At 46.0% G+C, this 12874-nt stretch carries 11 protein-coding genes; 3 read left to right on the top strand and 8 right to left on the bottom strand.

The window, feature by feature from the left end; all coding sequences use genetic code 11:
* Nucleotides 1-264: 264 nt before the first annotated feature.
* Complete coding sequence (locus ACHA99_RS16450) at nucleotides 265-1086, top strand: hydratase (RefSeq protein WP_393943889.1); 822 nt, start codon at nucleotides 265-267, stop codon at nucleotides 1084-1086.
* A gap of 189 nt (nucleotides 1087-1275) precedes the next feature.
* On the top strand, nucleotides 1276-2388 hold the full coding sequence (locus ACHA99_RS16445; RefSeq protein WP_393943887.1) for an energy transducer TonB: 1113 nt from the start codon (nucleotides 1276-1278) through the stop codon (nucleotides 2386-2388).
* Nucleotides 2389-2405: 17 nt separating this feature from the next.
* On the opposite strand, the gene ACHA99_RS16440 is transcribed toward ACHA99_RS16445, so the two are convergent.
* The 7 genes from ACHA99_RS16440 to slyA form a co-directional block, all read right to left on the bottom strand.
* On the bottom strand, nucleotides 2406-2735 hold the full coding sequence (locus ACHA99_RS16440) for a cysteine-rich CWC family protein (protein WP_393943885.1): 330 nt from the start codon (nucleotides 2733-2735) through the stop codon (nucleotides 2406-2408).
* 693 nt (nucleotides 2736-3428) lie between these two features.
* Nucleotides 3429-4379 carry a hypothetical protein gene (locus ACHA99_RS16435; protein ID WP_393943883.1) on the bottom strand — a complete coding sequence of 317 codons (951 nt, stop codon included), beginning with the start codon at nucleotides 4377-4379 and terminating at the stop codon, nucleotides 3429-3431.
* Between the two features lie 589 nt (nucleotides 4380-4968).
* A complete protein-coding gene (locus ACHA99_RS16430) occupies nucleotides 4969-6036 on the bottom strand; it encodes a c-type cytochrome (RefSeq protein ID WP_393943881.1) in 1068 nt (355 codons plus the stop codon).
* Between the two features lie 10 nt (nucleotides 6037-6046).
* Nucleotides 6047-6670 (bottom strand): c-type cytochrome, encoded by a 624-nt coding sequence (locus tag ACHA99_RS16425; RefSeq protein ID WP_263167726.1) that lies wholly within the window; start codon nucleotides 6668-6670, stop codon nucleotides 6047-6049.
* A gap of 225 nt (nucleotides 6671-6895) precedes the next feature.
* Nucleotides 6896-7924: a DUF2955 domain-containing protein gene (locus ACHA99_RS16420; RefSeq protein ID WP_393943879.1), complete on the bottom strand. Its 1029-nt coding sequence runs from the start codon at nucleotides 7922-7924 to the stop codon at nucleotides 6896-6898.
* A 213-nt stretch (nucleotides 7925-8137) separates the two neighbouring features.
* On the bottom strand, nucleotides 8138-9196 hold the full coding sequence (locus tag ACHA99_RS16415; protein WP_393943877.1) for an HlyD family secretion protein: 1059 nt from the start codon (nucleotides 9194-9196) through the stop codon (nucleotides 8138-8140).
* Nucleotides 9197-9204: 8 nt separating this feature from the next.
* A complete protein-coding gene (gene slyA / locus ACHA99_RS16410) occupies nucleotides 9205-9678 on the bottom strand; it encodes a transcriptional regulator SlyA (RefSeq protein ID WP_105251323.1) in 474 nt (157 codons plus the stop codon).
* A 223-nt stretch (nucleotides 9679-9901) separates the two neighbouring features.
* On the opposite strand from slyA, the gene ACHA99_RS16405 reads away from it, so the two are divergent.
* Nucleotides 9902-11803, top strand: coding sequence for a methyl-accepting chemotaxis protein (locus ACHA99_RS16405; protein ID WP_393944037.1), 1902 nt, complete (start codon nucleotides 9902-9904; stop codon nucleotides 11801-11803).
* A gap of 56 nt (nucleotides 11804-11859) precedes the next feature.
* On the opposite strand, the gene metF is transcribed toward ACHA99_RS16405, so the two are convergent.
* Entirely contained in the window at nucleotides 11860-12747 is an 888-nt protein-coding gene (metF, locus tag ACHA99_RS16400) for a methylenetetrahydrofolate reductase (RefSeq protein WP_012088154.1), read from the bottom strand.
* Between the last annotated feature and the right edge of the window lie 127 nt (nucleotides 12748-12874).

The raw sequence follows: 12874 nt of genomic DNA, 5'->3' as shown, positions 1-12874 counted from the left end.
CACAATATCTAGCGGCGAATCATGGAAAGATTCGCGTTAGCTTGGATACTTTAGCTGACACTTATGTGAGGCAAGTTTCAGCATCTTACGATAATTGAATATTGGCCGCACTCTTGATTCAACTGCAGCAGATTTACCCCGAAAGCCAACATTGGCATTTCCCGCATTGCCAATAACCGAGTATATTTGGCCCATAAAAATGGCTTCTGCCACACTCTCTCTAGGCCACTTCTTTTTAAGCTAACGCTTTAAATAGGAAAGTTAATGTTATCTACCGCCACGATCGAACAAATTAAAACGCATATTAATATCGCAGCCAAAGAATTAGCCGAGCGCCGCGCAGCAGGCACGAGCGGCGATTTACTGATCCCAGAACTAAGGCCAACCAGCTTCGAACAGGCCTTCGCTATTCAACAAGCCGTAGCAGAAATATTTAAGGCAAGCGATAACAATCCTATCGCGGCGTGGAAATGCCTAGTACCCACGGCGGAAAAAACCGTCGTAGCGCCTATTTATCAAGCTGATGTGTATCAACAATCGACCACTTGCCCACTCTATCCATCGACTAAAGGCCTGGCCCGAGTCGAACCCGAACTCGCCTTCGAGATTGCTCGCGATTTACCGCCAAGAAGCACGCCTTACACAGAGGCTGAAATCGACGAGGCCTTAGGCCACACACGCTTAGCCTTGGAATTGATCAAAAGCCGCTACCACACACCCAGTGAAGCGACGCATTTTGATGCCCTCGCCGATGGCTTAGTCAATCAAGGACTGTGGTTAGGGCCTGTGCTTAATCCGCAAAAAGGTTTAGAAATGAGCTGTTTTGAACTCAGCGTTGATATTGCCAATGACGAGCACCAGCAAAGCGACACACTGCAAAAATCCGCCATTCATCCTAACGGTTTCCCTAAGGCGGGACTCTACTGGTTAGTTAACTTTTTATCCGCCCAAGGCATTGGCTTAACTCAAGGGCAATATGTGATCACAGGCTCTTACGCTGGCGTCCTTGATCTGCCATTGGCACAGGTCTGCAAATTTGAATACGGCGCGCTTGGACAGTTCGCCGTGACTTTCACAACTAAGTGATTGCGACTTATAAAGCGACAAGGCACTGATAAATAAGCGAACTCAGTTTCAGCTGGGCTCGCTTATTTTCAATCTCAGTGCTCAGTTATCTGCATTCCCCACAAGCATCATTAACAAAAGCCAAACTAACTTGCCTCAAAATGTACACCTATGTATCATCTAAATTCATAAATAATAAGGATATATAGAATGTCGCATGGAAAAATGCTGCCAATCGCCTGTCTTCTTGCCCTCACTTTAGGCACTTCTCTTAGCGTGCATGCCTCAGAAAATAGCTTTGCCAAAGCCTATAGTGACTATCAAGCCGCCGTAGAAAAAGGCGATACTGCAAATATTGAAGCAAGCGCAAAAGCCGCTTATCAACTCGGCGAAGCTCAATATGCCAAAGACAGCGTCGACTTAGCTAACCTCGCCATGAACTGGGCCGCGGCGATAGAAAAGCAAGTCGCCCCTTACCCATTTACAGAAAATAATCTGCCAAAAACGGCGAAGGCGAATGAGTTGTATCAACTCGCTCTGGCTAACTATAAAGTTCATTATGGCAAAGAAGCGCTTGAGCTTATAGATCCCTTACTGGGTGCTGCACAAACCGCCGTTGAAGCCAAAGATGCGAAAAATGATTTGCTTACTGCTATCGCAATTGCTGAAAAATCCGATAAAAATAAACTGCTCGCCGATGTAAAAATGGCCGCCTTCAACCGTTTATCAAATACAGAGCTATACACCAAAAGCGTAAGAAGCTATGCCTTCGATGCCTATGATATTTATAAAGAGATTTTACCAGAGAACGCCATAGACAGGGTCAAGGCAACCTATGTGGTGGGTGCCGTTGAGTATGCAGAAAAGCATGACGACAAGGCGATTCCATTGCTTTTAGAAGTCGTTAAGCAGTTTGAAGCCCTTAACTTTAGCCATCCCTATGCCTTAAGTGCCCACGCTTATTTAGTCGAACTCTATGAGCGCCAAGGAAAGCGTGACGAGTCCACCGCCCACTGTATTGCTATCGGCAAAATGCGTCCTTGGGCCGACGCACAGGAACAACAACCTATTTTCCGTATCGTACCAGACTATCCAATGTCCTATGTTAAGCAACGTAAAAGTGGCTGGGTTCAGCTTAAATTTACTGTCGATGAAAATGGCTTCGTCAAAAATCCTGAAATTTTAGCTTCTAAGGGTGGTGCTCTCTTTGAGAAAGAAACGCTAAAAATGATAGATAAATGGCGTTACGCACCCAAGTTTGAAAATGGTATAGCCGTTGAGGCACAAACCACTGTGCAACTGGATTACACCATAAATCGATAGCTCATTACTTCAGCCCGCTATTTCACCTCATAACCTAGCCCATCGCTCACACTCGATGGGCTTTTTTCATCCTGCTCTGCAAGCTGCCCCAGACTTAACCCCTGCTTAAGTTGGATTAAACAAGCTTGGCAAATACACGAATCAGCAGACGGTAAAATATGGTTGATTGCCCCTAGCGGCAAATCTAATGCTTGCGCTTGCAAGGCGACCAAAGGTGGAAATGTTTGCAGAGCGCACCAACAGTCCTCAATACCCTTACCAACAATCACAGCACATTGATTCGCGCCTTGGCACAAAGGGCAAATTTGTGCAGTTTCTAACTTAGGTTCTTCCAATGGCTGAGACATGGTAATCCTTATAGCAAGATAAGTTGTTATAGCGCGGAGATCATAATAGATTTTTGCAACTCAAACTTAATTGATTGGCACCAAAGTGAGACTTTAAAACTTTCCAAACTACGTTTGAATGCTTTAGTTAAAAAGTCGTGGGGCTTCACCCCTCAGGCTAATATTGGTGCTGTTTAGCACAATACTATATTGATTGCGGCCTTACGGCCGAGATAAATCAAAGTCGTGGGTCTTCAACCCACACCCGACCAAGAGGGGATCGACAGCAATTCCCTCTTGGATCTCCCTTGCCGCCCCTAGCGAAGTTACATGCATTAGAGACTGGCCTTGGTCTTATGGATAAATTGCTATCGCTTCCGAAGGATGCGTCCCTGCACCTGCGAAAGCTAGCCGGACATCCATGTCCGGACTCACGCAATTTATTCCAACGCCCCGCGGCAACTTCGCAGGGGATGGTGAACTTCTGTAGTTTTGGTGTTGCCTGTAAATCCCAGAGATTTGTGTCCTTTCCATTTTTTTAAAATTGGGTGTCCTGTTTTGTTGTTCAATAGTTTGTGCTCATCAAGTTATCTAACTTAAATGATATTTGGATATATTTATTTGGCTCAGTGAACCGCATTCCTGCGTTATAGCAGTAGGGTTCACAGATGCGCACACGGTGAATACGGAAGGCGAGTTGAAATCACGTTAATTTTATGACTTTTTGAATCCTTTAAAGAATTCATCCTGTCTTTCAAATTGAGCGTTTAATTCTTCTTCAGTGATATCAGGCAGAGAGTCATACCAATGCTGTATTGAACTGATATTTGTATCTGTTTCTTTTATTCTAGCTATAAGCTTCTGAAAATTATCTGGTATCAAGCAGGCTAAATTTTCAGCTTGGACTGGACTATAAAACCCCGACATTGGTGGATTAATGCCAAATTTACGCTCCATGTCAAAACCTACTAAAAGTACAGGATTGCTTAATGCAACCGTAAGGGCTATTAATTCAACTGTTTTCAGGTAGTAAGAAAGACTCTGGCTACATGCTTTCTTATCAAATTGCGGGACGCCCATTCCATTTATATGCCGAAACCTTGGAGATATGATGTTGAAGCTATTTTCCAAGCCGTTTACATGAATGACATTACAGATATCCCAATAATGCTCTAATAAAACGTCTGTCCATGACTCGTCATTATCTTGGTCATACTGCGGAGTTGCCTTTTTTAGTGCACTTAACGCACGCTTAAAATTTGGTGTACCGTTATCTGAAACCGAATGCATCCACTTTTTTGCCTTTTCTGACTCAGTACTATCCAAGACAAAAAAACTGCCCGCTACTACGAGTTCTAAAGCTCTCCTTAAAGAATCAAAAGCATTTTTGTAGTTGCCCTGAAAGATCACCGTCAAACAACTATCCAACTCATGTACCGCTTCAACCCACGGGAAAATGCTTACTTTTTCTAAGTGATCGACTCTTGCCGTAGGAGCTTCCATTAACTCATGCGTACAAAATGACTCAGCTTGCTCAAGCTTTTCGAGGTTTGGATAATCATTATAGATATAGTTAGAAGTCTCTGTAATAACACTTTCCAAACTAGAGAGCAGTATATCTCGTCTAGCGTTAAAACTTTCTCTTGGTAGGTTGAATGGATTCAAGGTCAACTCTTGTTAATAAATTTGACGTGCTACATACGATAACTGAAAAGATAGTTATCCACCAAAAATTAGAGTTCAATACTCTCCAAATCAGTTGATATTTTCTATCAATAAAGAAATACAGCAAGGTGTAACAAACCTTTGCTTAACCTGGTAAAACACTTGAAAATCAGTTTATTATGAAACACAGGGAGTGTTAACCCACCCCGATATATTTTGCCCACTCAAGATAGTTTAATGAGCCACCCATGGCTAAATTCTCTGTGTACTTTAGATCAACAGATGACACTAATGCTCGAAAGGTGAGTCATGGTGATTTGCGAGGCGACCGTCCGCCCCATGGACGGGGCGGTCGAGCATCCACGGATGGACTGGCTGCGTGTCGGTGAGCGAATACCATGACAAGCCGATACTAGCGGGCTAAACCACTAAGTATTAATACCCTGAAATCACAGAGCACTCAGTAGAATTGACCAACACATATTTGACCAATAAAAAAGCCAGCAAAGCTAAATGCTTACTGGCTTTTCTGTCTAACTTATTTACTCGCTTTATAACATCACACGAGCACTTAATCTCAGCGGCTCAACTATGACTTCTTAGGAAAAATCGGATAGGACTCAGTGCCTAACACTTTGCCATCAACAGTGAGACCATAGTAATCACTGTCATTGTGGTATTTCTCCTGCGCTTGCTTAACATCACCTTTGCTACGTGGGTCCTGCGGACGCTCGTGGGAGTTGATGTAAGCGGCAACATCCCAAGCCTGTTGGTTCGTCAGCTGCATGCTCTTACCAAAGGGCATGTTTTCATAAATGAAAAATGCGGCAGTATTGACCCTGTGCATTCCCGCTCCCCAGTTATAACTTTGAGATCCCCACAGCGGCGGCAGTGCATACACGCCGGCAATGGCTTGACCTTGCCCATCAACACCATGGCAAGTTTGGCAATGGGCGACATACACGGCTTTACCTCGTTCAGGTGAATAGGCTTGTTCGGGTTTTGGGATCTCAGGATAAGCTCGACCCGGCAAGTTAGCACGTTGCTCAACTGTCATCACCTTAGCTAATGCCTCTGGTAGTGGGAAGTCATCCCGCTTAGCACCTTTGACTAACTCAGCATCACTGATCTCAGGAACAGGGTCACTGATATTAGCCTCATCCATCAAGCCGCCCATGCCTAACCAATAAGCGTAGGCAGAAAGCGCCACTAACTCAGGGCTACTTGATGCGGGGGCTTTACCATTCATCGAATAGTTAAAACAACCTTGGATGCGTTCTTCAAAGCTACTGACTTTATTGTCTTTTTTACGATACGCCGGATAAGCAAAATACGCGCCCCAGAGGGGTGATGCATTGGCTTTACGGCCTGCATCCATATGGCAATTGGTACAGTTAAGCTCATTACCCACATACTTATCACGCAGCTGTTGGGTATTCACAAACAGTTGATAACCTAAACGCACTTTATCACCAAAGGCGCCTTCGGGAATCGCACTCAAAGGTCTAGGGGTAAGATAGGTTTTATCTGCTACCTTAGGGAAAGAAGGCAGCGGAGCTTGCTTATCTGGGCGTTCTTGTACTGGCTCAGTTTCAGCTTGCACCTGAACGGTTAACGACCCCATCGCGGCCAGTAATAACATTGCGGAATATTTCATGGCCGGCTCCTTATTTTAAATTCGCAAAGTAGTTGGCTAACGCATCAATCTCGGCGACAGTGAGCTTATTCGCGACGCTCCCCATCATGCCATCGACGTCACCTTTACGTGTTCCCGACTGCCATGCCAATAATTGCGTTTTGATATAACTCGCCTGTTGACCTGCTAAGCGAGGAAATAAGCCGCCACCTAATGCAGAAGGACCATGGCAGGTCACGCAGGCTGGTAAACCACGGGACCAATCACCTTGATAGGCTAAACGGGCGGTATCGTCATTAAAAACAACTTGTTCACCGCGGATAACAGGCTTGACGTCATTGGCAGGCTTTGCAGAAAAATAGCTCGACACTTGCTCAATACCGTCACCTTGGAGTGTCATTGCCATCGGCATCATGGTCGCGTTTTGGCGAACGCCCGCTTGGAAATGCTGCAATTGTATCGAGATATATTCTTTAGATAATCCCGCTAATCGAGGGCCGAGTGGTTCAATACCCTCACCCGCTGCCCCATGGCAAGACACACATAACTGTGCAGCTTGTGGCATAACGTTCATCGATTGTTTGTCAGAAGGCTCGGCGGCAGCGGCATAGCCGCTACATAGCGTTAAGCCTATGACTAATGTTTTAATCTTCATGTTCTATCCTTGAAGAGAATTAAGCTCTAAAGCATAGGGGTTATTGTTATTTATGTTTGTGCTCACACACTAAACCCATTTTAAAATCAGCCGCTCATTTTTAAAACAGCCAATAAATGAGCCTTAACATTCATTAAGAGTCACTTATCGTTCAATTCAAACGGGATAAATTTACCTTACTCTGTACAAGGTTAAGCTGCAAGCCTTCAAGACTTAATGGCCTGCTCAATAACCAAATCGCGTCGATTCGAAACGATTCAATAACTTATGTATCAAATAGCATAAAAGTAACGTGCCAACGATAGCGATTAAAATACTGCTCACTCGGTATAAGGCACTGAAGATTAAGTCGTTACCTGGGGTCAAATACTGCCCAAACAAAATCCCTAACGTGGTCATAGCACCAAAACCCACGCCAGAGCCATTCGCCTCGCGCACATGGGCTTGGCTAAAAATCATCAGTCCGATCCACAACAAGGGGACAACTAACATCAATAGCCCTGACCAATCATAGAGCAGCAACTGCACGAGTATCCCAAACGACACCCCCAACAGGGTGCCTATGGCGCGCTTACGGGCATAGTCGAGTGCACCATTCCAATGCATAGGAAACAATAGCAAAAGAGTGGTCGCTTGAGCCGACATCGAATCCCGCAGATCAAATATTTGGAACACCAGAAACGATGCCGTCGCTATGGTAGCGCCGAGCAAGGCTTCGTGGCGCATTCGATGCGGCGCCTTAGGCCCAGGTTTGTAAGCCGCTCTTGGTTCAACATCGGGCCAGAGTACCGTCATAGCGTAGGCGATAACAACTGAAAGTGCTGTCGCCCAAAAGTTACTGAAAACTAAGTCGTTTAAGTCAGCGCCGGGATAGCTTGCAAAGTGCAGCATGATACTGAGACTCAGCACTCCGTTGGCACCAAAGAGAAACAAACTGCCGCGGGACATGGCCGCAAAGCGGTATAAAAATAATAGGAAAACGATGGGAGTCATCATACCGGGATGGCTGCCAAAGAAACCGCCGAGTAACCCAACCTCTAACCCAGCCATGGCAGATGAAGCCAATAATTGGCGCATAGCATGGCCATTCATCACTGGCACTAATCCGAGTAGTAGCATAGGTGTCACAGTGAAGAAGACTCCATTGCTCCAACCAAAAATTTTACACAGGGTAAAACCTAAGGTCGCGCCAGTCGCAATCCGTAAACACTGGCGTAAATCGTTGGCCGTCAATGGGCTATGGCGTAGTAACATGCTCGTCGCCTTGTTCTATCGATACATTAAATGAGGATGTTTAGCTGGCTTATGCTGCGTTCACACTTATGTTGCTTTGAAGCGTTCACTCAAGCCACTCGCGGCAAATACAAACCACCGCGAGTCACTCGTGCTCGTCAACGCAGATAAGTACTGATGGATATGCCGATAAATATGCTGGTAAATACGCTAGTAAACATTCTAGTAAATAGGCTAGTAAATATAGTGCAGCAGGCTGATTGCTTTAATCTGCACCTTAGCGATCAAGCTAAAAAGGCTATTCTCGGGCAGCAATTGCACGGTCGCGCGCGCACCGGCTGGTAAGCTGTTCATTGCCATACCATCTAACACTAGATGTAATCTCAATCTTTGGGCATCACGTACCCAACGGTCCGATTCCTGTGGCGCGGCTAAACGGCCATTGGCATCGAATTGCCCTGCACTCACGCCCGCATCAACACTGCTCACCGTCGCCCGATATAAACGCCCAGGTTCGCCATCGAACGCAATCAAAGCGGTCGAAGTAGCATTGACGCCACGCAGGCTCTTCTCGCGAAAATCGGCAATAATATCCACTTTATCCGATACCACGGCCAACAGAGGTTGCCCCACGGTCGCAAAACTACCGACTTCTAACTGCAGGTTAGTCACTATCCCATCTTGATCGGCACGTATTTGGGTGTAAGACAGATTAAGCTCGGCTTGGGCTAAATGGTTTTGCGCCTGACGCACTTTAAGATTCTCTTCGCCATAACTGCCACGACTCACTTTGAGTTTTTCTAAACGCGCATTGGCGGCAAGCAAATTGGCTTCTGCTGCTGCGGCATCGCTATCGGCTAGCTCCTTTTGCTGCTGCGATACACCATGGGTGGCATACAGGGCATCGAGACGTTTAGCCTCGCTGCGTTTTTGTTGTGAGGTGGTTTTATTGGCATTGACCTCGGCCTTAGCAGCCAATAGCGAGGCATCTAACTCAGCATTATCTTGACGGGCTTGCTCTAAGGCCAATTTAGCCTGCGATACCGCTAACTCATAGGGTGCGGGATCGACTTGAAACAACAAATCACCCTTGGCAACCGCTTGGTTATTGGTCACGGCTATGGTCTGGATTTTACCGCTGATCTGCGGTGTCACTTTCGTCACTACACGGGTCGCCATGGCTTGAGGCGTCAATGGCATCATAGTGTCGGCCAGCATGAAATAGCCAAAAACCATCACAAAGCCAAACATGGCAAATTTTACTAAACGGGCAAACTGTTGATCCGGTGTCATCTTCTTTCTCACAAAAGGGTGTCTGTAACCTTGGTTAATTTGGCGCTTGCGTTGTCGCTGATCAGGCTAATAATGCGTTCAAATTCGCTCAACTCTTCGGCACTGATCCCGCCTAATAACTCACGGCGCACTTGAATAATCCGCGCTTCCATTTGCTTTAAAACATCTAATCCCGCTGGCGTCAGGCTCACAATCCTTGCCCGCTTATCTTTGTCACAACAATGACGCTCGACTAAACCTTGCTCTTCTAATTGCCCTAAGGTGCGCATTAGCGAAGCCAATTCAATTTCTAAGGCATCGGCCAACACTTTTTGGCTAACACTGTCGCCTAAACGCAGCAGTTTCCATAGGGCAGTCCAACGGGGATGAGTTAATCCTAAAGGTGCCAGCTCGACATCGGCCACGGTACGCCACAGTCGATGCAGACGGCCTAAATGCTCCGCCAGCGATAACTCTTTAAGTCGCTCTAATTCTTTTTGCATCTTGCTCACCTATTTAGTTAGCGTGCTAAGCATTATACTTAGTTAGCAGGCTAAGTAAATATTTAGGCCAAAAATAGATCTGTGTCCAAGGGCACGAAACGAGCGTAAGAGGGAATAAATAACTTAAAAAGGTTCGCGTCCTCTCAAATCTTATCAAGTTGTATCTCTATAATATCAAACGGATAAATTGAGTTGATTTGCACATGAATTGGAGGCTGTTTTGATAAATCTAAAAATTAGTACGAGGATCGTTATTGGGATCTGTCTATTACTGTTAACAGTAATGAGCTTTATCATGCCGCTCGTTCTCTCTGAATTCAGTCGCCAAGTTGCAGAATCCGAGCAAAGAGAACTCCATAAGATCTATGAAACCGCTGTTGCCGAGATAGCCTCATCGGGCAAATTAGCCGAAGCAATGGCAACCATCATCTCACTCACGCCAGAAGTTCAAAGCACCTTTGCAACAGGCGAGCGTGATGAACTCACCGCCCGTACCTTACCTATATTTACCCAACTTAAGCGCGATTTTGCGGTTCAGCAATTCCAATTTCATAGGCCACCAGCCACTTCTTTTCTACGCTTGCATCGTCCCGAAAAATTTGGCGATGATCTCACCAGCATACGCAAGACCATAGTTGAAACAAATAGCCAAAAGCGCCCTCTTTATGGCTTGGAATATGGAGTGGAAGGATTAGGTATTCGTGGTTTAGTTCCAATGACTTACAACGGACAACACACAGGCTCAGTTGAGTTTGGCATGTCCTTCGGTCAACCCTTTTTTGATAATTTTAAACAAGCCTATCAAGCAGAAATTGCCCTCATCTTGCCAGATGATTCAGGGTACAAGTTATTTGGCGCTACATTCACGCCTGATACCCAAGCGACAGATGAACTCAATAACGTCATCCAAGGCCATGAAGTCATACGCACTATTTCCTTAAATAACAAAACCTACGCCCTGTATCGCAACGCCATAAAAGATTATTCAGGAAACGTGTTTGGCGTACTCGATATTGCGATGGATAGAACCCATTCAGAACAAGCGATAGCGGATATTCGCCTTAAGTTGATCCTTATCGGTTTAGTGGCTCTGGTCATTGGAACTGCCATTGCTTGGTTTATTGCCAAAGGGATTACTCGCCCTATCGCTGAAACCACCCAAGCCATGAATGATATCGCTGAAGGTGAAGGCGATTTAACCCGCAGAATCGCGGTAAAAGGTAAGGATGAAATTGCTGAATTATCGATGGCATTCAACCGCTTTGTAGAAAAAATTCACAACACAGTTTCCCACGTCGCCGACTCAACAAGCCTGCTCGCCACCTCTGCTGAAGAAATGTCGAGCATTACGCGGGAAACCCAGAAGATGGCGAGTCGCCAGCACCTCGAAACTGAGCAAGTTGCCACCGCAATGAATGAAATGGCCGCAACGGTTCAAGAAGTTGCCCATAACGCGACCGATGCGGCCGATGCCGCCAATCATGCCAATGACTCAACCGAACAAGGCAAATTGGTTGTACAAAAAGTGGTAACCACTATCGCCATATTGGCCGAGGAAATAGCCACAGCAGCGAGTGAAATCAATGAATTAGAGCGTAATACCGCTGAAATTGATTCTGTGCTTGTGGTTATCCGTAATATTGCCGACCAAACTAATTTACTCGCACTCAATGCGGCAATTGAAGCCGCAAGGGCGGGAGAACAAGGTCGAGGGTTTGCAGTCGTTGCCGATGAAGTACGCACTCTGGCGAGTCGCACTCAAGCATCTACAACGGAAATTCAGCAGATGATCGAAGCGCTTCAGCATAAAGCTAAGTCTACAGTCAATGCGATGGAAACCAGCACCCGCACCACCCAAAGCTGTGTATCCCAAGTTCACCAAGCGGGTGAAGCACTCGAAGCCATTACCCATGCGGTTTCCACCATTAGCCAGATGAATATCCAGATCGCCAGCGCTGCAAATGAGCAATGTGCGGTTTCGGCTGAGATTAATAAAAATGTTAATAACATCAATGATATTGCGACCAATGCGACAGATAGTGCGGTACAAACCGCACGCGCTGGCGATGAACTTGCCCAACTCGCAGCCCGTTTAACAACTTTATTAGCTCAATTTAGAATTTAAACAAAACAAAACGCCGCATTCTCTGCGGCGTTTTTATTAGCTTATTTTATAAAGTTTTATTTAGGACGCACGCCTAAAGTGTGGCAAATCGCGTAGGTCAATTCGGCGCGATTTAAGGTGTAAAAATGGAAATCCTTCACGCCTTCGCGGGACAGCACTTTCACCATGTCGATGGCCACGTTTGCCCCCACCAATTGGCGTGTACCCGCATCGTTTTCTAGGCCGTCGAATTGCTTATGTAACCAATTCGGTAACGACACATTGGTCATGCCCGCGAAACGTTTTAGCTGGGTAAAGTTAGTCACAGGTAAAATGCCCGGCACAATTTCAACGTCGATACCGGCGGCAACGCAGCGATCACGAAAACGCAGGTAAGATTCCACATCGAAGAAAAACTGGGTAATAGCACGGCTGGCGCCCGCATCAATCTTGCGCTTGAGGTTGATCAAATCCGCCTGTGCATTGCTCGCATCGGGATGCACTTCTGGATAGGCCGCAACGGAAATATCAAAGTCAGCCACAGAGCGCAGTAAACGCACTAAATCGACCGCAAAACGGGTTGGCTTTGGGCTGCCCGCGGGTAAATCACCACGCAGTGCCACTATGTCACGAATGCCCGATTTCCAGTAATGCTTAGCCAGTTCTAATAGCTCTTCATCGCTGGCATCCACTAAGGTTAAGTGCGGCGCGGCAACGAGGTCGGTTTCCTGTTGGATACGCTCAATCACACCGTGGGTGCGGTCACGTACGCCTGAGTTAGCGCCGTAAGTCACAGACACAAACTTAGGATTCAGCGGCTCTAAACGACGGATAGAATTCCACAGGATCTGTTCCATTTCGGGGGTCGATGGCGGGAAAAACTCAAAAGAAACATTAATATCGCCATTAAGCTCAGACAAACTCTGGTTCAGCGATTGTGAATGTTGTGCGTGATGAAAAGCCATGTGTATTTCCTCAACCGCCCTTGGCGCTACTCTTTGCTAGTATGAATTAGTTCAAATGGACGTTTGGACGTCTATATGTCCATATACTAGAGAAACTGAGATGTAAGTCAAGCCCAAAAATACCCAT

Origin of the sequence: Shewanella sp. S23-S33 (assembly GCF_043359565.1) — a bacterium.
Lineage (GTDB): Bacteria > Pseudomonadota > Gammaproteobacteria > Enterobacterales > Shewanellaceae > Shewanella > Shewanella oncorhynchi.
This window is presented reverse-complemented; position numbering and strand designations above follow the sequence as displayed.